20 protein-coding genes are annotated in these 21,618 nt (G+C 47.1%); 14 read left to right on the top strand and 6 right to left on the bottom strand.

The features are described 5' to 3' along the window. Window positions 1–28: 28 nt before the first annotated feature. The 3 genes from QM717_RS09730 to QM717_RS09740 form a co-directional block, all read right to left on the bottom strand. The gene (locus tag QM717_RS09730) at window positions 29–343 is read right to left on the bottom strand and encodes a T9SS type A sorting domain-containing protein (protein WP_415037274.1); all 315 of its coding nucleotides are present in this window, start codon (window positions 341–343) and stop codon (window positions 29–31) included. A gap of 189 nt (window positions 344–532) precedes the next feature. Then, the gene (locus tag QM717_RS09735) at window positions 533–1,729 is read right to left on the bottom strand and encodes a hypothetical protein (RefSeq protein ID WP_415037276.1); all 1,197 of its coding nucleotides are present in this window, start codon (window positions 1,727–1,729) and stop codon (window positions 533–535) included. 38 nt (window positions 1,730–1,767) lie between these two features. Beyond that, window positions 1,768–4,566, bottom strand: coding sequence for a TonB-dependent receptor domain-containing protein (locus QM717_RS09740; protein WP_415037278.1), 2,799 nt, complete (start codon window positions 4,564–4,566; stop codon window positions 1,768–1,770). 230 nt (window positions 4,567–4,796) lie between these two features. Between QM717_RS09740 and QM717_RS09745 the strand changes: the two genes are divergently transcribed. Together QM717_RS09745 and QM717_RS09750 are read left to right on the top strand one after the other, a co-directional pair. Further along, entirely contained in the window at window positions 4,797–5,483 is a 687-nt protein-coding gene (locus QM717_RS09745) for a response regulator transcription factor (RefSeq protein WP_415037280.1), read from the top strand. Continuing rightward, the gene (locus QM717_RS09750) at window positions 5,483–6,541 is read left to right on the top strand and encodes a sensor histidine kinase (RefSeq protein WP_415037282.1); all 1,059 of its coding nucleotides are present in this window, start codon (window positions 5,483–5,485) and stop codon (window positions 6,539–6,541) included. Before QM717_RS09745 ends, QM717_RS09750 begins: the two co-directional genes overlap by 1 nt. A gap of 2 nt (window positions 6,542–6,543) precedes the next feature. Here the strand turns inward: QM717_RS09750 and QM717_RS09755 are convergent, their stop codons facing one another. Then, entirely contained in the window at window positions 6,544–7,614 is a 1,071-nt protein-coding gene (locus QM717_RS09755) for a glycosyltransferase (protein ID WP_415037284.1), read from the bottom strand. Between the two features lie 83 nt (window positions 7,615–7,697). Here QM717_RS09755 and trmB point away from each other — a divergent pair, with 83 nt between their 5' ends. From trmB to QM717_RS09775, 4 genes are all read left to right on the top strand, one after another. Continuing rightward, a complete protein-coding gene (gene trmB / locus QM717_RS09760) occupies window positions 7,698–8,372 on the top strand; it encodes a tRNA (guanosine(46)-N7)-methyltransferase TrmB (RefSeq protein WP_415037286.1) in 675 nt (224 codons plus the stop codon). A 1-nt stretch (window position 8,373) separates the two neighbouring features. Beyond that, window positions 8,374–9,009, top strand: coding sequence for a LysE family transporter (locus QM717_RS09765; protein WP_415037288.1), 636 nt, complete (start codon window positions 8,374–8,376; stop codon window positions 9,007–9,009). A 32-nt stretch (window positions 9,010–9,041) separates the two neighbouring features. Further along, window positions 9,042–9,341 carry an MGMT family protein gene (locus QM717_RS09770; protein WP_415037290.1) on the top strand — a complete coding sequence of 100 codons (300 nt, stop codon included), beginning with the start codon at window positions 9,042–9,044 and terminating at the stop codon, window positions 9,339–9,341. 65 nt (window positions 9,342–9,406) lie between these two features. After that, on the top strand, window positions 9,407–10,189 hold the full coding sequence (locus QM717_RS09775; RefSeq protein ID WP_415037292.1) for a hypothetical protein: 783 nt from the start codon (window positions 9,407–9,409) through the stop codon (window positions 10,187–10,189). A gap of 1 nt (window position 10,190) precedes the next feature. On the opposite strand, the gene QM717_RS09780 is transcribed toward QM717_RS09775, so the two are convergent. Further along, window positions 10,191–11,510: a sensor histidine kinase gene (locus QM717_RS09780; protein ID WP_415037293.1), complete on the bottom strand. Its 1,320-nt coding sequence runs from the start codon at window positions 11,508–11,510 to the stop codon at window positions 10,191–10,193. Between the two features lie 59 nt (window positions 11,511–11,569). Further along, window positions 11,570–12,910 (bottom strand): sigma-54-dependent transcriptional regulator, encoded by a 1,341-nt coding sequence (locus QM717_RS09785; protein WP_415037294.1) that lies wholly within the window; start codon window positions 12,908–12,910, stop codon window positions 11,570–11,572. Window positions 12,911–13,065: 155 nt separating this feature from the next. Here QM717_RS09785 and QM717_RS09790 point away from each other — a divergent pair, with 155 nt between their 5' ends. From QM717_RS09790 to QM717_RS09825, 8 genes are all read left to right on the top strand, one after another. Continuing rightward, window positions 13,066–14,304, top strand: a complete 1,239-nt coding sequence (locus QM717_RS09790) for an efflux RND transporter periplasmic adaptor subunit (protein WP_415037295.1) — start codon at window positions 13,066–13,068, stop codon at window positions 14,302–14,304. A gap of 180 nt (window positions 14,305–14,484) precedes the next feature. Next, window positions 14,485–14,934 carry a hypothetical protein gene (locus QM717_RS09795; protein WP_415037296.1) on the top strand — a complete coding sequence of 150 codons (450 nt, stop codon included), beginning with the start codon at window positions 14,485–14,487 and terminating at the stop codon, window positions 14,932–14,934. Window positions 14,935–14,963: 29 nt separating this feature from the next. Further along, window positions 14,964–15,674 carry an ABC transporter ATP-binding protein gene (locus QM717_RS09800; protein ID WP_415037297.1) on the top strand — a complete coding sequence of 237 codons (711 nt, stop codon included), beginning with the start codon at window positions 14,964–14,966 and terminating at the stop codon, window positions 15,672–15,674. A 3-nt stretch (window positions 15,675–15,677) separates the two neighbouring features. Beyond that, entirely contained in the window at window positions 15,678–15,869 is a 192-nt protein-coding gene (locus QM717_RS09805; RefSeq protein WP_415037298.1) for a hypothetical protein, read from the top strand. Beyond that, the gene (locus tag QM717_RS09810; RefSeq protein ID WP_415037299.1) at window positions 15,866–18,283 is read left to right on the top strand and encodes an ABC transporter permease; all 2,418 of its coding nucleotides are present in this window, start codon (window positions 15,866–15,868) and stop codon (window positions 18,281–18,283) included. Before QM717_RS09805 ends, QM717_RS09810 begins: the two co-directional genes overlap by 4 nt. 187 nt (window positions 18,284–18,470) lie before the next feature. Then, window positions 18,471–19,610 carry a P-loop NTPase gene (locus tag QM717_RS09815; protein ID WP_415037300.1) on the top strand — a complete coding sequence of 380 codons (1,140 nt, stop codon included), beginning with the start codon at window positions 18,471–18,473 and terminating at the stop codon, window positions 19,608–19,610. 90 nt (window positions 19,611–19,700) lie between these two features. Then, window positions 19,701–19,940 (top strand): NifU family protein, encoded by a 240-nt coding sequence (locus tag QM717_RS09820; RefSeq protein ID WP_415037301.1) that lies wholly within the window; start codon window positions 19,701–19,703, stop codon window positions 19,938–19,940. Between the two features lie 186 nt (window positions 19,941–20,126). Then, on the top strand, window positions 20,127–21,179 hold the full coding sequence (locus QM717_RS09825; RefSeq protein ID WP_415037302.1) for an NAD(P)/FAD-dependent oxidoreductase: 1,053 nt from the start codon (window positions 20,127–20,129) through the stop codon (window positions 21,177–21,179). The last annotated feature ends 439 nt before the right edge of the window (window positions 21,180–21,618 follow it).

Here is a 21,618-nt window from a genome sequence, read left to right on the forward strand (position 1 = left end):
TTAATTAACAGGAAAATGCCGAAAGGAATTACTTGACAATCAGCTTTCTGGTAGTGGCTGCTTCGCCTTCCCGGATTTTGATGATGTAAACGCCTGGAGAAAGTGTGGAAATGTTCAGTTCCTTGGCATTGAGTGTCGCCTGGAGGACTTTTTTTCCCAACACATCAAAAATAGTAACTTCCTTGTCGAGGGCCGACTTCGAAGTGATGTAGATCTTACCATTGCTCACAGGGTTCGGATAGAAGTTCAAACCTTCTATCGGTTGCTTGCCATCCTGCGCCAAAGCAGGCACAGAGAATAAGCAGAGCAATAAAGCTGCAATATAAAGGTAGTTTTTTGTCATGGTACTATTTGATTTGGTAAAAGTATAAAATAAAATTCAAATATTAAGCCAAAATACGACGATTGGCAATTTAAACCGTTATGTTTAAAAATATTATGCTTTTAGGATTCAAATCCGGTAGCGATATCCAATAAAAAAAAGGAGCTTCTCCAATGGGAAGCTCCTTTGATATCGAAACAACAATAAAAACTATTGCAAAAGGTTTGTACCGTTAACGGTTGTCCAAGCACCGCCAGTGATTGTAGCGCCTGTAGCACCTGAAGTAGTGGTCCAGTTTTCAGCAGGGAAGTTAACGATGATGGCTGGTGTAGCACCAACCGGAGACATCTGGGTAGTGTTGGTCACTTTTACATTGGTCAATTTCAATTTACCACTGTTTACTTGGTTGGTATTGGTGTTGGCATCTTGAATTTTAACGGCAGCACCTTGGTAAGTCGTAGCCCCTACAGTGTAGTTTCCGTAACCATCGATGATGATGTTGTTGTAAGTTCCGTTTCCTTCTTTTTTGAATTGGAAAGCGTCAACCTGAACGTCAGCGTCAGATTCAGTAACCGTTCCGGCCGCTTTTTTCAAAGTAATGTTGTTGACTTTTGGACCGTAAGAATTGTTGTTGTTTGAAGCTTCGATTTCCATACCGAAGTTGCCTTTACCCGTTTGGTAAGCATACCAGTTCGAGTTGTTTTGGCCTTGCCATCCATCTTGCCAGTCGAAAGAATCGTCATAGTTTCCGTAAGCAACAAGGTCAGTAGCGCTTACAGTTCCGCCGAAGAATTCATATCCATCATCAGCGCCTTTGTAAGCCACCAAGTGATCCAAGACTGTTCCTGAACCTACAGCGTAAAAAGTAAAAGCGTTGTTTTCTTTGGTTCCATCGCCCAATTTTGCACCAGCATACTCCACGCGAACATAGTGCAAAGCACCGCTGCTGTGGCTTGCATCCGAACCACCGTAAGTGATTGAATTTCCATCTTCAGACAAGGCCGTAGAGACACCACCCAAAGCATTGATCGGTGCGTCACCATACATGATGATACCTGCCCAAGAGCCAGGGATTTTAGAAGCTTCTGTAAATACAACCGGCGCATCCGCAGTACCGTTGATGATCAATTTACCGCCTTTCAAAACCACCAAAGCATTGTCGCCTGTGGTAGCATCGGCAGTAATCGTAGAACCTGCGTCAAATGTCAAAGTAACACCAGGGTTTACTTTAACAACACCTTCGAGGCTGTAGTTTCCATAAGCGAAAGTTTGGTTGCTGGTGTAAGTTCCGGAAATAGTTCCTTCAACCGGTACGATAGGCGTTCCCGAATCAGTACTGTCGTCGTCAGAGCAAGAGGCAAAAAAGATACTTGCAAAAGCAGCCATTGCTAAAAATTTGAGTTTCATAAGTTTAAATTTAAGTGTTGATATTTAATAGTTAATAATTAAAAAGTATAGTTTAATCCGACAGAGAAATTGGTCCCGCTGCTGTAATTGCGCAGCAATCGGTCTACGATAATGGTACGGTCAACCGATTTGTTGCCCATTTCGAATTTCTCCTTTGGATTAAGAATGTTGTCAATTGCGATCTTGAGGTCGAAATGCTCGCCCAGTTTATGACCCCAAACCAAGTCGAGTTTACTTACCGGCAACTCGTAGATGTGGTCCAATCCTCCGGTTCCAACGCTGTAAATCCTTTTGCCGAACAACGAGTAAACAACAGAAACCGTATTTTTCCAATTTTTGCTGAAATCAAACTGGTATTTCAAATCAGAATTGATGATCCATTTCGAAGCACCCTGCAAATCACGGTCGCGGTGGGTTTCGATTGACTCGCTGACTTTTTGCTGTGTCGGGTCGTAGGTTTGTTCAGGAACTTTTACATTCGTTTGCATGATTGAAGTGTTGAAGCCCAATGAAAATCCTGAAAGTCCTTTGCTGATTCTTTCCAATTCGAGCAACATTTCAAACTCGGCACCATACAAAACCGCTTTGTCTGAATTCAGGAAATAAGTAATTTGGCTACCACCGGCTTCTGAACGGAAGGTTCTTTCGATCGGGTTGTCGAGGTATTTTCCAAAAACGCCCACCGCAAACATTTCTTTAGCCGTCGGGAAGATTTCATATTTGAGGTCAACATTGTAATTGTCACTGTTCACAAGCGATTCGTTCCCTTGCTGGCTCGTCTTGTCTGCATTCACAATCGAAATAGGAAGTACTTCCATGATGACCGGTTTGGTGTATGTTTTCGAAGCCGCAAAGCGCAAGTTGGAGTCGTCATTCATCGCATACTTTAAGTTCAACGATGGCAACAGGTACATTTCCTCAATTTTCTTTTCTCTCATCGGCCTTGCAAAGGAGTCATTGAACTTGTATTTAATTTCACGGCTGTAGTTTTCCAAACGAATACCTCCGGTTACTTCGAGCTTGTTGAATTTGAGGAACAAATTCGCATATCCGGCATGTGTCGATTCCTCTAGCTTGGTTTGGTAGGAACCGTTCGATCCTTCGCGGTAAGTGGCATAACCATCAGCGATGTCGTCATAAATATGCGTGTCGAGGTTTTCCTGGTCCAGCAAGAAGGAAGGTTTGAAGAGATCGCCAGGCTGAATCAAGTACACAAAACGGTAAGACGTTTCCGCCTTATTGGCGTTGCCGTTGTAGCCAATGGTCAACTTATTGTTCTTTTCTTCACTTTGGCCAAACTTCCAGTTGTATTCGAGCATGTCCGAATAGTATGATTTGCCGTCAATATCCAAGAACTGTCTGAGGAAACTGTTGGCGCCATAGTTAATATAAACACTGCCGTCGTCCTGAAGGTTACCGCTGTAAAATTTGCGGTCAGGCAATTGGTAGTTGGTTATGGCATAAGATCCGCCTGCCTTTAGCGTGTGGTTTTTGTTTTCTGTGAGCGCATATTCGCCGAACAATTGTCCGTTGATGTAATCCGATGAACTGAATTCATTGGTACGGATAAAACTGTTGGATGTCGTATTGTTTGCCGTAAAACCGCGTTGGTCCAAAATCGTACTTTCAGTCGTACGCAAATACATCGTATTGAAAGAAAGGTTTAGGCGATTGGTCTTGAAGTTGAGTCCAACCAATGACGAAACAGAAGTTTCATAACTGTTTTCTGTAGCATCGAGTTTATTCAAATATTCACCGTTCGGATCAATCGCATTGTTGAGTCCCTTTCTGATTCTGTAATCATTGTCGAAATTAAGCGAGAAAATGTAAGACAATTGACTGTCGCCTACGGTATCAAACTTCTCCGAATGCAAAAAGCCAATGCTCGTATTGAGCGGACTTTTCGTCTCGTTTACATTCCAGCCATCGTTAAACGTATTGTTCGATTGTGCGGCGGTCAAAGTCGGATTGGTTGGTCTGTCACCAAAAATCCCAGGCAATTCACGGTCTTTTCCGTTGAGTCCGAAAAACCCTTTGGTATTGTCTGCGTTTTCTGAAGTCAGGAACTTTTTAAGATTGTTGTTGGTTCTGTAACCTGCGCCAATGTTGATTTTCGTCGTGCTTTTACCACTCAAAGAAGTGACGATATTAAAAGTACCTCCGGCAAAATCACCCGAAATATCGGGATTAAACGTTTTGAACACTTCAATCACCGAAACCAGATCGGTCGGAAAGATATTGAGTGGAATGGTCTTTTTAAAAGGGTCATTCGTAGGCGAAGCCAAATCGTTGATCAATAAGGTGTTGTAACGGTCTTCCAATCCGCGCACAAACAATCCGCGCGAACCTACTTTGGTAATTCCGGTAATTTTGGTAAGACCTTCTTCCACATCGCTAACCCCTTTGCGCGACATTTCCTGGGCGCCGATACTTTGTTTGATTTCAACGGCTTTCTTTTGGTCCAATAAAATAGCGGTTTCTTTTTCACGTCCACCAACCGATTTCACCACAACGTCTTCAATCTTGTAGCTTCCTGAACCGAGTGTTTTATTGATGGTTACAGTTTCGCCGGCTACAACCGTTACGGGAACTTCAACGTTTTCATATCCTAAAAAACTAAAAACGATGGTGTAAGTACCTGCATCAACCGATAGGGTGTATTTTCCATTTTCATCCGTAGACGTACCGATCGTTGTCCCTTTAATAACAGCATTGGCAAATGGTAATGTCGCATTGTTTGCTTCTTTGTCTGTTATTGTCCCCGTTATTGTACCTTTGCTTTGGGCAAATGTCAGCGTAGTAATAAAAAATGCAATAAATAAGAGTCTGAATTTCATTATCTGGATTAGATTAATTTTGGGGCAAAGTAAGGGGCGCGTTGTAAAGTTCGTGTTAGACACGGGTTACTATTTGGTTTGGGAATTATTACCAAATGGTTAACATATTAAATTACGGTTAACAGCAATAAGACCGTTTTTTTATCAGATTGTTTTATATTTACATTTACAATCGCAAAATGAAAGCTGCGTAAAAAAACCAGCACCACAAACACCAACGTCTGCTCATTATGAAGAAAAAAGACATCAAGATTTTACTCGTAGACGACGAACCGGATATCCTCGAAATCGTCGGCTACAACTTGTCGCAGGAAGGTTACCAGATTGTTACCGCCGAGAATGGCAAGGATGCGATTGCCAAAGCCAAAAAAGAACATCCGCAACTGATCATCATGGATGTGATGATGCCCGAAATGGACGGTATGGAAGCCACCGAAGCGATCCGCAAAATGCCCGAACTCAAAGACGTCATCATTACCTTTTTGACCGCCCGAAGCGAAGATTATTCGCAGGTGGCCGGTTTCGATGCCGGTGCCGATGATTACATCACCAAGCCGATCAAACCCAAATTGCTCGTCAGCAAAGTCAAGGCATTGCTCAGGAGATTAAAAGACGACGACGGAAAAAGTTCAGAAACACTCAATGTCGGCGGTATCGAAATCAACCGCGAAGAATACAAAATCATCAAGGAAAACACCGAAATCGTCTTGCCGCGCAAGGAATTCGAATTGTTTTACCTGTTGGCCTCAAAGCCCGGAAAAGTCTTCAAGCGCGATGAAATCCTCGACAAAGTCTGGGGCAACGAAGTCATCGTGGGCGGCAGGACAATCGACGTCCACATCCGCAAACTGCGCGAAAAGATTGGTGACGATTTCTTCAAGACCATCAAGGGCGTCGGCTATAAGTTTGAAGTTTAATGAATGTAACCTTTAAGAAAACCTACCGTTTTGCCGTAAAGTCCTCGCTTTACATCACGCTTTTTTCCACGGGCTTGGTTTCTCTTTTATTGTACTTTTTCCTGACGTTTTCTTGGGAATTTGTGCTGTATTTTGCGGTTTCCATCGCCGCATTTTCCTTTTTTGTCATCCAATACCGGGTCGAGCATTTCATCTACCGCCGCGTCAAGAAAATCTACGACGACGTTTCTTTGCTCGAATCTTCCACTTTTCGAAACCAGCCCGTGACGACCGATATGGCCACGCTGATGCGCGAGGTCAAAAAATTCGCCTCCGACAAGAAACTCGAAATCGAGATGCTCAAGGTGCGCGAAGAATACCGGCGTGAATTTCTGGGCAATGTATCGCACGAACTCAAAACACCATTATTTACCGTACAAGGTTATCTGTCAACCTTGCTCGACGGGGCGATGAGCGACAAAACCGTACGCAAGAAATACCTCGAACGCGCCGAGAAAGGCGTCGAAAGATTGATTCACATCGTACAGGACCTCGACATGATCACGAAGCTCGAAGTCGGTGACCTCAATCTCGAGATGACCGATTTCGACATCATCAAACTGATTCAGGAAGTGTTCGATTTGCTCGAAATGGAAGCGAGTAAAAAAGACATTTTGCTGCTGTTCGACATGCGCTACAACAAACCGATCATGGTGCGCGCCGACCAGGAAAAAATCGAACAGGTCATCATCAATCTCATTGTCAACTCGATCAAATACGGCAAAGACAAAGGTTCGACCGAGGTCAGCGTCGAAAGCATCACCGACGACAAAGTGATCGTGCGCATCAACGACAATGGCGAGGGCATCGAAAAACAGCATATTTCGCGACTGTTCGAACGTTTTTACCGCGTCGACAAAAGCGGTTCGCGCGATGCGGGCGGTTCGGGTCTGGGCCTGGCGATCGTCAAGCACATCATCGAGGCGCACCACGAGAAGATTTATGTGGAAAGCCAGTTCGGGACCGGTTCCGAATTTTCGTTTACGCTCGAAAAGGCACCGCAGCGGTACAGCCTGTGAGGCTATTCTTTTTCGAACAATCCAAACAATTGTTTCCAGTGGATCGGGGTTTCCATCTCGGGCAATCCTTTGAAAATGTCGATTTCGAGTAAATTCTCGATGCGAAAATTTTCCTGTTTGGCGAAAGGAACCAATCCATCTTTCTTTAGCTTTTTGGCCAAATATTCCTGTTCGTATTGCCCCGGCGTCGGGATAAAAAACGCTTTCTTGCCCAGTTTGGCCAAATCCATCACGGTCGTATAACCCGAACGGCAGAGCACTTTGGCGCTTTCGTTGAACGCGATTTCGAGCTGTTCGGTTGTCATGAAATTGTAATGCGTGATGTTCCCGATTTCTTCCTTGCGCTGTTTGGCCTCGACCTTTCCGCTGATGAAAATGACGTTGCCCGAATAGCGTTGCAAATCTTCACGCAATTGGCCCTCGAGCATGCCGCGTTGTGGTTCGGGCCCCGAAAGGATCACCATCAAATCGTATTTTATCGGGAGGTTCAATTTGCGCAAACGACTCAGCGGCCCGAGGTAACGGATCCTGTCGTCGGGGTTCTTGAGGTGGCCGAGCTTTCCGGTCAGGTTGGGTTTTTCGGCCTGGTCGGGCACCCAGCATTCGGTGTATTTCTTGATGATGAAACGGTGCATTTTGCTCGAGATCCAGGTCGTGTTTCCGGTCAGTACGTTGAGCTGGTGCGTGATGAACACCGACGGGATTTTCTTGCTGAAAACGCCCAAACGGTTGTCCGAAATGATTCCGATCAGGTTGTATTGCTTGACCCATTTCTTGACCATTTTCTTTTCCTTCAAAATAGCCTCGATCATCTTGGGTGTGTTCTTGAGCATTTTCCATTTGAAATTCGCGCCGTTCTTGGCGTATTCGATTTCATACGAAGGTAATTCCAAGGTTTGCAAGTGCGGCAATTCCTTGCGCAGCATCGCGAGTGCCACGCCATCGGAAGCCAGAATCGGCGTAAAGCCATTTTCTTCCAAGGCCACAATAATAGGAATGCAGCGCGTCGCGTGGCCCAAACCCCAATTGAGCGGGGCGACCAGAATGTTGTTGTCGGATTGATCAGCGGTCATCGGTGGTAAAAATGTATCGGCAAGATAAAAACATTTCGCGTCTTATATATTTCCCTAATTTTGCCAAAATATTAAATTACATCGTGGGAAGTAAAAATAAACTAAAAAGATTTAAGGAGAACGAGACGTTTTCCAATGTGATCCAACCCAAGCGCGACGAAGTGACCTCGGGCGAATTTGCGCTCAAAGGCAAATGGAACGCCGATTTCTTCAAGAACGAGAATCCGCTCGTCTTGGAACTGGGCTGTGGCAAAGGTGAATATTCGGTCGCGCTCGCACAGCAATTTCCGAACAAAAATTTCATCGGCATCGATGTCAAAGGCGCGCGTTTCTGGCGTGGGGCAAAAACCGCCGAAGAAGCCGGGATGAAAAACGTCGCCTTCCTGCGTTCGCAGATCGAACTCATCGACCATTTGTTCGGCCAGGGCGAAGTCGACGAAATCTGGATTACCTTCCCCGATCCGCAAATCAAGTACAAACGCACCAAACACCGCATGACCAATTCGGAATTTTTGCAGATGTACAAGAAAATCCTGAAGTCCGACGGCGTCGTGAACCTCAAGACCGACAGCGAATTCATGCATGGTTACACGCTCGGATTGTTGCACGGCGAAGGCCACCAAGTATTGTATGCGAACCACAACATTTACAAAAATGAAGGTGCTCCTGCGGAAGTGACTGGCATCCAGACGTTTTACGAAAGCCAATATTTGGAAATTAACAAAGCAATTACGTATATTCGATTCAAAATAAAATAACATGGGATACGCGCTGCCGCTGTTCTTGGGATTCCTGACTTCCTCGGTTGGAATCACGCCTCCGGGACTCATCAACATGACGGCCGCCAAAGTCAGCCTGAAGGAAGGGCGTACGCAAGCTTTGGTGTTTGCCGCCGGTGCTTCGGTGGTGGTTTTGGTCCAAACCTATATCGCGGTGCTGTTTGCGCGCTTCATCGACAAGCATCCCGAAATCGTGATCATGCTGCGCGAAGTCGGGCTCGCCATTTTTGCCGCACTCACGATTTATTTTTTCGTGGCCGGGCGCAAGATCAAACCCGAAAAGAAGGAAATCAAGCTGCACAGCAAGAAAAGCCGCTTTTTTATGGGTATGCTGCTGTCGGCACTCAACTTTTTCCCGATTCCGTTTTATGTATTCATCAGCATTACATTGGCTTCTTACAACCTGTTTTCGTTCGAAAAATGGTTCATTTACACCTTTGTGATCGGGGCGGGTTTCGGGGCTTATTTTGCGTTTTATTGCTACATCGCCTTTTTCAAGAAAATGGAATCGCGCACGCAGTTTATCCTGTACAACATGAATTACATCATCGGCTCGGTCACCGGGCTGGTTTCGGTTTTGACTTTAATCAACATCCTCGAATATTATTTTGGCTAAGAATCCCGACAACGACCATTTCTTTCGAACGCGTGTACGACATCGCACGGCAGATTCCGTACGGCAAAGTCACGTCTTATGGTGCGATTGCCAAAGTGCTCGGCAGTGCCCGCTCGGCGCGTATGGTCGGCTGGGCGATGAATGCCACGGGCGAGCGCGAAGATGTGCCCGCACACCGCGTCGTGAACCGCATCGGGATGCTCACGGGCAAGCACCATTTCGACGGTACGAACCTCATGCAACAATTACTGGAGAGCGAAGGCGTTAAAGTAAAAAACAACCAGGTCGTTGATTTTGAGAAGCATTTTTGGAATCCGGGGTTTGCGGAATGAGAAGGCTTGTTTCAATGCTGATGGCCGGAATGTTTCTGGTTTGCTGTTCGACAAAACGCACGGCCGTGTGGCCCCGTCTTATTGATAAACGTGCTGCTGTAGCCACGACCATCCGTACTATAGAAATGCTGCAGAGCGCTTCGCCCATTTTGGCGGTTAATTTTACGGGCGATACACTTGTCATGCAGGATGAATACAGTATACCCGAAAAGCATTTCAATTACTTTGGGCAGGACCCCGCATCCAAAGGCAATTTTAGAATTTTCATCGACACGACTTATGCTTTCCAAAGCAAGGGGTTTGTGTTCCGGAATTTGAAATTGCCGCATTTGCCCGATTTCGATTCGCTTGAGAAAGCTGGTTACGATTTGTACCGATTTCCCAAAATGAAAGCGTATTTTAAAACGATTGATTCTTTAAAGGCGACACCGGTCAATGCGTATCCCGTTTTGGTTTACAATGCGTCGGATACCATTCAACTCGTTAAAAAACGGCTCACCGATAACGGTCTTGAAATGATCCAAGAAGCGTTGGACAGCGACGGGATATGGAAACCGATAGAATTCTTGTATGAACCCTATGCCTGCGGAACCGGCCATGCCGATTTTTTGATTTTACCCAAGCATTATTTGGCGGCGGCCATCTTAAAGTATGCGGGAGATTTCAAAACCAAAATACGTGTGAAAATTCGTTCCCAGGACAAAATATACTATTCGAATGAAATCCCAGGAAGCATCAACAGGTCTCAATTCGACCAAAATATTGTCAAGGAATTTTTGAAACAAAGGGACTTTTTTATCGAATCGGATTTCAACGAGCTTCGAAAATATATGCTGTTGGAATTCTAGATCAGTTCAGCAAACAAATCACAAACTCCGTTTTCTCTCCCTCCGAAGTAAAACTCAAATACCCGCCATGTGCTTCGATGATGTTTTTGGATAACGTCAATCCGATGCCGGCCCCGTCTTTTCTGGTGGTGAAAAATGGCAGGAAAATCTTGTCGCGGATTTCCTTTTCGATGCCTTTTCCGGTGTCGGAAATCGTCAGGAAAATGCGGTTGTTTTCCATCTTGGAAGACAGGTAAATTTGGCGGTCCTCTTTTTCCTTTACCGCGAAAATACTGTTGGTGAGCAAGTTGATGACGACTTGTTCGATCTGTTTTTTATCGACCGGGACAAAGCCTGGAATGTCGATTTCGTTGCTGACCGAAATGCCGTCCTGTTTGAGCATCGGTTTCATCACGAGTATGCATTCGGCGATAAGCTGGTTGAGGTCGGTCGGTTGTTTTTCGGGTGTCGGCAACATCGTGAGCTTGCGGTAATTCTCGACGAAAAACTGCAAATGGTTGCTGCGGTTGACGATCGTCGAAAGGCTCTGGCGGATGTCTTCCCTATCTTCGGGTTCGAGATGCTCCTGTTGCAAAATATCCTGCAGGCTTTGCGACAACGACCGGATCGGCGTGAGCGAATTCATCAATTCATGCGAAATGACCTTCATCAGGTTGATCCACGCGAGTTTCTCTTTTTTCTCGATGACTTTCTGGATGCTGTCGAGCAAAACCACATAATAATCCTGCCCGAACGATTGCGTTTTCGAGGTCTGGATCGAAAACGTCTGCAATTCCTGCTCGTCGATCCTGATGTCGACCGAAGTCTTCATTTCCTCAAAACCACTGTGTTCGATTTCGTTGCAGAACGACGGCAATTTGTCGCGCAAATACTTCCAATGCCGGTATTTGGGCACGCCGAACAGCGTCGAAAAATAGGCGTTCATCAGGAAAATATCCCATTCATCGCCTTCTTTTTTAAGGATCAGGATCGCGGTGTCTACGTTGTTCAGGATCGAGGTGAAAACCTGCTCACGCGAGATTTGTTCGTATTGTTTTTTCTTGAGGGTCTCGTACAACTGGAACAAGCTTTCGTAATTGCCCTTGCGCAAATTTTCCGGGAAATTCGAGGAGAAATCGTCGTGCAAAATCGACAGGATCGTCTTGTCGTAAAACAACATGCGGTTGCGGATAAAGAAATACAATTCGGCGCAAAATGCCGAAAGAACCACCAAAATAAAAATTGCGCTGTACGGATACGATTGCACGAGCAGCAAAATGCCGGTCGCGATAAGCAACAGCAGCCAAAAAACCCGGGCAAATAGTGCGTTGTGGAATTTCATTTATTTGTTTCGCCACGAATTCACGAATTTTTAAAATTATAATCGTGAATTCGTGGCCTTTATTTTAAGTTGTATTTTTCCATTCTGCGGTACAAAGCCGCACGTGACAAACCCAGTTCTTCAGCAGTTTTGCTGATGTTTCCGGCATATTTGGCGAGCGATTTTTCGATCGCGGTTTTCTCCAAATCCGACAAAGCGTTTTCGTCGTTGTCCGGTTCGGGCTGGTAATCGAAAATGTCGAGCTGCGATACCGAAATCTGGTTGCCGTCCGACAAAATCACCGCGCGTTCGATCTTGTTTTCCATCTCGCGGATGTTGCCCGGCCACGGATAACGGTCGAGCCATTCGATGTTGTGCGCATCGAATGTCAGGTTGGCGTTGTTGTATTTTTCGCCTGTCTGTCTCAAGAGGAATTCGGCCATCGAGCGGATGTCGCCCTGGCGTTCGCGCAACGGCGGAATCACGATTTCCATCGTATTGATGCGGTACAGCAAATCTTCGCGGAAATGTTTCTTGCGCACCTCACCGTGGATATCGATGTTGGTTGCGGTAATGATGCGCACATCGAGTGGCCGCGGTTTGCTTTCGCCGAGTCGCGTAACGGTTTTGGTCTGCAGCACCGACAATAATTTCGATTGCAGGTGCAGCGGAATGTTGCCGATCTCGTCCAGAAATATCGTGCCGCCCGAAGCGGTTTCGAAACGTCCGGCCGTGTCGACCTTCGCGTCGGTAAATGCACCGCGCGCATAACCGAACAGTTCGCTTTCGAACAAATTTTCGCTCAGCGAGCCCAAATCGACGTGGACGAACGGTTTGTCCTTGCGTGTCGAATGCTGGTGGATGTGCGAGGCGAACACAAATTTTCCGGTACCGTTTTCGCCGAGCAGCAACACGTTGGCATCGGTCTTGGCGACTTTTTCGGCCACCGAATAAGCCTGCTTGATTTTGGGCGAAGTGCCGATGAAATATTCTTTTTCGGAAGCGAAATCAACTGGTTTTTTTTGTCTGCGGCGGCTTTCGGCCAACGCATTTTCTACGGTTTGCAGCAGCTTTTCGTTTTCCCAAGGTTTGAGCACATAATCGAATGCGCCGACCTTGATGCCTTCGACCGCGGTTTCGATTTTGCCGAAGGCGGTCATCAAGATGATGCAGGTGTGCGGCGAATGCGTGACAATTTCCTTGAGCCAATGGATGCCTTCGCGTCCGTCCTCAAAGCCGATGCGGTAGTTCATGTCGAGCATGACCACGTCTACGGTTTGCTCGGAAAGGAATTGGTAGAGCTGCTTGGGATGGCTCGTGGTCAGTATGGTTTCGAAGTGTTTTTTGAGTATGAGTTTGGCCGAGAACTGGATTTCTTCCTGGTCGTCGCACACTACAATACACGCTTGTTTTTTTCTCATGGGTTACAACTGTCCACTACCGGACAAAAACTGTTCATTATCGGACACTGCTCCATTTTGGATTTATTTTTAAATAAGTGAAAATCAGCTAATTAAAAATTTATATTTTTCTGGCACGCTATTGCTAAAGGTGCATTCGAAAATAATTAAGAATCATGGACACCGTAATCAAAAGTAAAAGTAAAAAAATTAAATACGCTACCCTAGCGGCGGTTGTTTTTTTGGCCTTTGCGACCACGGCTTATTTTTCGATCACCAAAAAGAAAAGCCTCAACGTCAACCCAAATGAACTGCTTGTGAAAACGGTCACCAAGGAAAATTTTGAGGATTTTACCGTGTTCCAGGCCCGCGTAGAACCGCTCAACGCCATGCTCGTGAACATCGTCGAAGGCGGATCGGTTCAGGAAATTTTTGCCGAGAACGGCACCCGTGTCGAAAAAGGGCAGGCATTGGCCAAGATGTACAACCCGAATTCCGAACTCAATTACATGACGCAGGAAACGGCCATCATCGAACAGATGAACAACTTGAACACCGGCAAGCTCAACATCCGCAACCAGGAATTGCAATTGACGCAGCAGTTGCTCAGTATCGAACACGATTACAACGACGCGAAGCGAATCCATGACTTGAATCAAAAGTTATTCGAAAAAGGCGTGATTTCGAAAAACGAATGGAACGCAATCCAGGAAAGCCTGCGGTTCCAGGAACAACGCAAAAACAACATCCAGCTCAGCATCCAACGTGAAAAACAATCGAATAAAGTACAAATCGGACAAATCAACCGTTCGATCGCCACGATGGAGAAAAGCCTCGAAATCTTGAGAAGCAACAAAAAGAATTTCCTGATCACGGCGCCGGCTTCGGGCAACCTGACCTCGTTCGAGCCGATCCTCGGGAAAACCTACCAATCGGGCGAAAGCATCGGCAAGATCGATGTGATGACGGGCTACAAACTCGTCGCCGATGTCGATGAATTCTACTTGCAGAAAATCGCCGTCGGGCAAAAAGGACAGGTCGACTACAAAGGCCAAATGCTTGAGGTGTCGGTTGTCAAAGTCGTATCGGAAGTCAAGAACGGCCGTTTCCAGGTCGAACTCAACTTTAGCGGCAAAGAACAATTGACGTTGCAGCAAGGTTTGAGTTTCGGGGTCAAGCTGACGCTTTCGGAAAAGGAAACCGTGCTCGTGATCCCAAGGGGACAATTTTACAGCGAAACCAGCGGCCAATGGATTTTTGTGGTCAACGGCAACAAGGCCGAGCGCAGGACCATCAAAACCGGACGCGAAAACCCCGATTACTATGAAGTGCTCGACGGTTTGAAAGCCGGGGACAAAGTCGTCACTTCTTCGTATGCCGATTTCAAGGACGTGGAAATTTTGGAGTTCAATTAATCAGTCATAATCAATTAATCATTATCAATCAAATCAATCACAATCAATCACAATCAATCACAATCAATATCAGTAGTAAGTTTCAATCATCAATCAAATCAATCAAAACGGTCTAATCAACCAACATCAATCATCAAGACCTAATCAGTCAAAATCAATCACATTAAAAAATCAATTATCATGAAATCAACAATCAAAACCTTCGCAATCGCTTTATTAGCAATGACTACAAATGCCTTCGCCATTGGCGGGCCAAACGACAATTTCCACGGGGCAGTCCACGCTTCGGGTACCTATTTCGCGACACCGCCTTCGGATTCCTGGGCCAATGTCAATGCGCAAAATTCGGTCAAGGCAGCCTTTGGCGAATTCGACGGCGAGACCTTCGTTACCTTGATCGCGTACGACAAGCAGACCGACATCAAACTCGATTTCAAAACCGCCATCGGCGAAGGCGCAATCAAGATGGTCGTCGTCAACAGCCAAGATGAAGTGGTGTACACCAAGACTTTTGCCAAAAGCGGATCGGTAGAAACCACGCTGACCCTCGATGTGTACGAAGAATACAAAGTACGTTTTATAGGAAATCAGGCCGTCGGCGCGTATACTTGTACCTGGACCCAACAATAAATGACAGCAATAAAAAACAATCAATCGATATGATCACCATTTCCAACCTCACCAAAGTTTTCCGCACCGAAGAAGTAGAAACCTCGGCGCTCAACGGCATCAGCCTGCAAATCAACCAAGGCGATTTCCTTTCGATCATGGGGCCGTCGGGTTGCGGCAAATCGACCCTGCTCAATATTATCGGATTGCTCGACAGCGCCTCGGGCGGAAGTTACCACTTGCTCGGCAACGAAATGATCGGGCTCAAGGAACAGGGCCGTGCCGCCGTGCGCAAGGAAAACATCGGGTTCATCTTCCAGAACTTCAACCTGATCGACGAGCTGTCGGTTTTCGACAACATCGAATTGCCGCTGATCTACAACAACGTCAAGGCGTCCGAAAGAAAACAACGTGTCGAGGCGATTGCCGAAAAACTCGGTATCGCGCACCGGCTCAAACATTTCCCGCAGCAACTCTCGGGTGGACAGCAGCAAAGGGTGGCCGTCGCGCGCGCCTTGGTGACCGATCCCAAAATCATCCTCGCCGATGAGCCGACCGGAAACCTCGACAGCAAAAACGGCAACGAGGTCATGGAACTGCTGACCGACCTGCACGCCAAGGGCGCAACGATCTTGATGGTGACGCACTCGGATTACGACGCTTCGTTTTCGCAACGCACGATCCATATGAAGGACGGCGTGGTCTTTTCGGAGAAGAAAAACCAACGCAACGTAGACGTATTCATCGACGCTAAAAACTAAGCCATGGGAAAAGTCATTTATACCATTACCGCCGCCGCGGCTACGATGTTCGGACAAATTTATGGGGATGGTGCGCAAACGGTCACCGAAATCAAGACCGAAAAGACAACACCGGTTGCGGATACCTTGTCGCGTAGCATGAAGAAAGAGATACGGACCGTACTGGTTCCCAACAAAAAACAACTGCCGTCATGATTTTCAACTGGATCAAAATATTCGTGTACCAATTGAGGCAGAACATGCTGTTCTCAATTCTGAACATACTGGGGTTGAGCATCGGGATCGGCGGGATCATTTTCGCCATCCTGCTCTGGAACGAGGAACATTCCTATAATGAATGGAACCCTGAAAAAGACAAGGTATTCATCGTGGTCAATGACGTGGGTGACAACATGTTGTGGCCGATGACCGTCGCGCCGATCGGGCCGGTACTCAAAAGTACGGCCACCGAAATGGAAAGCCTGTGCTACTACCAGGCCAACTACTACAGCGAGATGATCACCTACAAAGGCAAGAAGGAAATGCTCGACAAGGTATTCGATACACAGGAAACCTTCTTTGATTATTTCCCGTTCGAATTCCTCAAGGGCAACCCTAAAACGGCCTTGAAAGGTGGAAACGGCATCGTGCTTTCGGAAGAAACGGCCAAGCGTATTTTCGGGGACGAAGACCCGATGGGCAAATCGGTGCAATACGGCGGCAACTGGACGCACATCGTAACCGGCATCTACCGTATTCCTGGAAAATCTTCGGTGGCGCCGCAAGCCGTGGTGACCTTGATGGAGGACAACCTCAAGCGAAACCTGGACCAATGGGGCAATTTCAACTTCGGGATGATGGTCAAGGTCAAAAATCCCGCCGACGCCGACAAGATCGCCAAAAGGATCGAGGATGCCTTCTATCTCAACCGCACGGTCAAATATGCCAAGGAGGAAGGCATGACGCCCGAGGCTTTCGTCAAGAAATATGGCCGTCTGCGTTCCTATCTCGAGCCGTTGTCCCAGGTGCGTCTGCACTCGAGGGTCGACAATGCATTTCCAGAAGGCGTGGGCAATTACCAGTTTCTCGTGATCATGGCCGGCCTGTCGGTGCTGATCTTGGTGCTCTCGATTGTCAATTATGTCAACCTGGCCACGGCCAATGCAATCAAACGCGCCAAGGAAGTCGGCGTACGCAAAATCATCGGGGCCAGCAAGGGCAACATCATCAGGCAATTTTTGTTTGAGACGACCTTCATGACGTTGTTTGCCATTTTGCTCGCCTTGGCGATGGTCGAATTGTCGCTGCCGTATTACAATGAATTCCTGAACAAGCAAATGACGATGGTCGGCGCGCAGTTTTACCTGCAACTGATTGGGATTTTTGTCGTCGTTTTGGTTACGGCTGGGATTTTTCCTGCCATTTATGTGGCCAATTTCGAGTCGCTCAAAGTGCTCAAGGGCAATTTCGGCCGAAGCAAAAGCGGCGTTTGGCTGCGCAACGGCATGCTGATTTTGCAGTTTTCGATTGCGGCGTTTTTCATCATCGGTTCGTACATCGTCTACAAACAGGTCGAATTCATGTCGAACAAAGATTTGGGCTTCAGGGGCGCCCAGGTGGTCGATGTCAATTTTAGGTTCAAACCGAATGAGGAAGATTTTACACGTTATACCACGATCAAGCAAGAATTGCTCAAGATCAAGGGCGTACAGGATGTTTCGGCCGGGGCGTTCAATTTTGGCTGGGGCGCGAGTTCGTCCTCGGGATTCAGTTACAAAAAAGGCCCGAACATCCAGGCCAAGAACATCGCGATGGATTACAACATGCTCGACATGATGAAGATCAAGCTCGTCGAAGGCCGCGCGTTTTCGCCGCAGATCGCCTCGGATACGATCAACAGTATCATGGTCAATAAAACTGCGCTTGCGATGATGGGCGAGAAAAATCCGCTCGGCAAGGAAATCGAATGGAACGACAAAAAGCTCAAGATTGTTGGTATCGTCGATGATTTCCACATCAATGGTCCGCAGCAGGAAATCCAACCGATGATGTTTTTCCACTACAAAACCATCTCGTGGATGCAGGGCAACATGAATCATATTTTTGTCAAGGTCGATCCCGAAAACATGGACCAGACCATCGCTTCGATCGAAAAATTCTGGGGCAGCAAGGTCGATACCGAATACCCGTTCAGCTACGATTTCGTCGACAAGACCTTTGCACGCACCTTTGAGCAATTCGTCAAGCAGAAAAATCTGTTCTCGCTGCTCAACATCGTCGTGATCCTGATTGCGTTGTTCGGATTGTTTGCGCTAGCGTCCTATTCGATCGAAAGACGCATGAAGGAAATCGCGATCCGCAAAACACTCGGCGCCGAAACCGCATCGTTGCTCAAGGAATTGTCGAAACAATACCTGGTGTTCTGCATCATCGGATTCTTGGTCGCTTTCGTGCCCACGTTCATGATCCTGCAGAAATGGCTCGAGGATTTTGCCTACCGCATCGAAATCACGGCTGTCCCGTTCCTGATCGGATTCGTCGTGCTGTGTGTGCTCACGATCGTCATCGTATTGAGCAAGGCGTACCAGGCCACGCGCATCGATGTGCTCAAATACCTCAAATACGAATAAGGAGTTTAGTTTATTAGTTTATATTGGGTCAATCAGCAGGTTGTTTTCGGCCTGCTGATTTTGTTTTGGGATGTTTGAGCAGCAAAATTCAACCATCAATAAATTCAATCCATTAGCATTTGTTTGTGAACTTTTCACCCTATATTTGTAATCTGAAATCAGTCTTAATAAAGACAGAAAAAAAGTTATGAAATTAGACAGAAAAGAAATCCTCAAGGCACTGGAAACCATTACCATTGCTGGCGAAGGAAAAAATATGATCGAGAGCGGCGCCGTGACCAACGTACTGACTTTCGGAGATGAGGTAGTGGTGGATTTAACGATTGCAACCCCTGCCATGCACATCAAGAAACGCGCGGAAGACGACATCCGCAAACTCATCCACGAAACCTATTCGCCCGAGATCAAGGTCAAGGTCAACATCAAGGTCGAAGTACCCGAAAAGGAAAACCCGAACCAAATCAAAGGCAAGGCCATTCCCGGAATCAAGAACATCATTGCCGTAGCCTCCGGAAAAGGCGGCGTCGGTAAATCTACCGTTACCGCAAATTTAGCCGTCACCTTGGCCAAAATGGGCTTCAACGTGGGCGTACTCGATGCCGATATTTACGGCCCATCGATGCCGATCATGTTCGACGTCGAAAACGAAAAACCGAATTCAACGACCGTCGACGGCCGTTCCAAAATGAAACCGATCGAAAGCTACGAAGTCAAGATGCTTTCCATCGGGTTCTTTACCGCACCGAGTCAAGCCGTGATTTGGCGCGGACCGATGGCTTCGAAGGCTTTGAATCAAATGATTTTCGACGCCGATTGGGGCCAGCTTGACTTCATGCTCATCGATTTGCCACCAGGCACGGGCGACATCCATTTGTCGATCATGCAGGCATTGCCGATTACCGGAGCCGTAGTCGTGAGTACGCCGCAGGCCGTGGCCTTGGCCGATGCCAAGAAAGGCGTCGCGATGTTTATGTCAGATGCGATCAACGTTCCCGTATTGGGAATCATCGAAAACATGGCCTATTTCACGCCCGAAGAATTGCCGAACAACAAATATTACATCTTCGGAAAAGAAGGGGCCAAGAACCTCGCCGATGACCTAAACGTGCCATTCCTGGGCGAAGTGCCAATCGTACAATCGATCCGCGAAGCCGGCGATTACGGACGTCCGGCCGCGCTGCAAACCGCCTCGGTCATCGAATCGGTATTCGAGGAACTCACGCGCAATATCGTACAGGAAGTCGTCGATAGAAACGAAAACCTACCGCCAACCGAAGCCATCAAGATCACGACAATGGCGGGCTGTTCGGCTGTGAAGAAGAAATAATTAAAAGATTAAAGGATTAAAAGATTGAAAAATCGTATCGGTTCCAAAATCTTTTAATCTTTCAATTTTTAAATCTTTAAATTCATAAACATGAATACACAAGAATTAACCACCAACGTAGAAAAAGCGCTCGAAGAAATCCGCCCGTTCCTCAAATCCGACGGCGGCGACATCACGCTGATCTCGATCGAAGACGACAAGCATGTCACCGTTCGCCTCGAAGGCGCGTGCATCGCGTGCAGCGTCAATCAAATGACACTCAAGGCGGGCGTAGAAACGACCATCAAGAAGTTCGCGCCGCAGATCGAAACCGTTGTCAATATTGCATAACTCATTTGGGCGTTGCCTGCGGCCGGGCTTTGCGCTTTTATCTTTTTGTTTCGAACAAAAAGGATAATCGCTGCAATCCCTAACGCGACCGTCCGTTCAATATTCGACATTCGTTGTTTAATATTCGTCATTCAAAATGTCGAAAGCCGATTAACGAATCTCGAACTTCGAAATTCCAAAATATAAATGATTACCACCGATATACTCATCATCGGCGCCGGCCCAACCGGATTGTTCGCCGTATTCGAAGCCGGATTACTCAAACTCAAATGCCACATCATCGATGCGTTGCCGCAGCCGGGCGGACAGTTGGCCGAACTCTATCCCAAAAAGCCGATTTTCGACATTCCCGGATTTCCCGAAGTCCTGGCCGGCGATCTCGTCCACAACCTCATGGAACAGATCAAACAGTTCCAACCCGGATTCACTTTGGGCGAACGCGCCGAAACCATCGACAAGCAAGAGGATGGAACCTTCATCGTCACTTCGGACAAAGGCACGAAAATCCATTGCAATTCGGTAGCGATTGCAGGCGGATTGGGCAGTTTCGAACCGCGTAAACCGATCATCGAGGACATCGAATTCTATGAAGACAAAGGCGTCGAGTATTTCGTCAAAAACCCCGAGCAGTTCCGCAACAAGCGTATCGTGATTGCAGGTGGTGGCGACTCGGCACTCGACTGGAGCATTTTCCTGTCGAACGTGGCTTCCGAAGTGACTTTGATCCATAGAAGAAATGAATTCCGCGGCGCGCTCGATTCGGTCGAGAAAGTACAGGAACTCAAGCACGCAGGAAAGATCAAACTCGTTACGCCGGCCGAAGTCGTCGGTCTCAACGGCGCCGAACACCTCGAATCGATCGACATCGACATCGAAGGCGCGCACCAGAAAATCGAAACCGATTACCTGATCCCGTTGTTCGGACTCACGCCCAAACTGGGCCCAATCGCCAATTGGGGACTCGAAATCGAGAAAAACGCGATCAAGGTCGACAATTCGCTCGATTACCAAACCAACGTTCCGGGTATCTACGCCATCGGCGACGTGAACACCTATCCGGGTAAACTCAAACTGATTTTGTGCGGTTTCCACGAAGCGACCTTGATGTGCCAGAGCGTGTACCAGCGCATGAACCCAGGGAAAAAGTACGTGATGAAATACACGACGGTTTCGGGGGTTGATGGGTTTGATGGGACGCGGAAAGAAGCGGAGAAAGCGGTGGTGAAATCTATAGATTAATCTTCTTTTTTATATTTGTTAAAGTCCGGTTTGCACCGGACTTTTTTGTTTTCGCTGCGGTGGGCTTCTCAACTTTTGCCTCGCCGTCCCGAAGCGTCGGGATTGCAAAAAGGCGAGGCTCCCAAATTAGAATCTCAAAAACTACCTCAGGAAACGCTCCGCGTACCAAGCCGTTCGCCCTTTGGGCTCAACTCCAGGTACGCTGCCGCTTATTCCGTTCGTTGTTTTTTACGATTCTAATTCGAAGTCGCACCAGTCGGTAATTTCATATTTTATTTTTGGCTTTTTGCAAAGCGCCAAAAATCCTCCTAAGAATTTCTTTCGGAAATAGGACGATTTTCGGTACAAAGCGGAAAGAGAATTTCAATTCTACACAAACGTTCTTCGTGAGGTTGCGCGCTTTGATTGCGCAGGCGGGCACCTGCCGTTTGTAGATGGC

This window comes from Flavobacterium sp. (assembly GCF_047602195.1).
Lineage (GTDB): Bacteria > Bacteroidota > Bacteroidia > Flavobacteriales > Flavobacteriaceae > Flavobacterium.

Bases quoted from the DNA above. Each gene is read 5' to 3' on its own strand.
- QM717_RS09730 (WP_415037274.1), bottom strand. From the start codon at position 343: ATGACAAAAAACTACCTTTATATTGCAGCTTTATTGCTCTGCTTATTC.
- QM717_RS09735 (WP_415037276.1), bottom strand. From the start codon at position 1,729: ATGAAACTCAAATTTTTAGCAATGGCTGCTTTTGCAAGTATCTTTTTT.
- QM717_RS09740 (WP_415037278.1), bottom strand. From the start codon at position 4,566: ATGAAATTCAGACTCTTATTTATTGCATTTTTTATTACTACGCTGACA.
- QM717_RS09745 (WP_415037280.1), top strand. From the start codon at position 4,797: ATGAAGAAAAAAGACATCAAGATTTTACTCGTAGACGACGAACCGGAT.
- QM717_RS09750 (WP_415037282.1), top strand. From the start codon at position 5,483: ATGAATGTAACCTTTAAGAAAACCTACCGTTTTGCCGTAAAGTCCTCG.
- QM717_RS09755 (WP_415037284.1), bottom strand. From the start codon at position 7,614: ATGACCGCTGATCAATCCGACAACAACATTCTGGTCGCCCCGCTCAAT.
- QM717_RS09765 (WP_415037288.1), top strand. From the start codon at position 8,374: ATGGGATACGCGCTGCCGCTGTTCTTGGGATTCCTGACTTCCTCGGTT.
- QM717_RS09780 (WP_415037293.1), bottom strand. From the start codon at position 11,510: ATGAAATTCCACAACGCACTATTTGCCCGGGTTTTTTGGCTGCTGTTG.
- QM717_RS09785 (WP_415037294.1), bottom strand. From the start codon at position 12,910: ATGAGAAAAAAACAAGCGTGTATTGTAGTGTGCGACGACCAGGAAGAA.
- QM717_RS09790 (WP_415037295.1), top strand. From the start codon at position 13,066: ATGGACACCGTAATCAAAAGTAAAAGTAAAAAAATTAAATACGCTACC.
- QM717_RS09795 (WP_415037296.1), top strand. From the start codon at position 14,485: ATGAAATCAACAATCAAAACCTTCGCAATCGCTTTATTAGCAATGACT.
- QM717_RS09800 (WP_415037297.1), top strand. From the start codon at position 14,964: ATGATCACCATTTCCAACCTCACCAAAGTTTTCCGCACCGAAGAAGTA.
- QM717_RS09805 (WP_415037298.1), top strand. From the start codon at position 15,678: ATGGGAAAAGTCATTTATACCATTACCGCCGCCGCGGCTACGATGTTC.
- QM717_RS09810 (WP_415037299.1), top strand. From the start codon at position 15,866: ATGATTTTCAACTGGATCAAAATATTCGTGTACCAATTGAGGCAGAAC.
- QM717_RS09815 (WP_415037300.1), top strand. From the start codon at position 18,471: ATGAAATTAGACAGAAAAGAAATCCTCAAGGCACTGGAAACCATTACC.
- QM717_RS09820 (WP_415037301.1), top strand. From the start codon at position 19,701: ATGAATACACAAGAATTAACCACCAACGTAGAAAAAGCGCTCGAAGAA.
- QM717_RS09825 (WP_415037302.1), top strand. From the start codon at position 20,127: ATGATTACCACCGATATACTCATCATCGGCGCCGGCCCAACCGGATTG.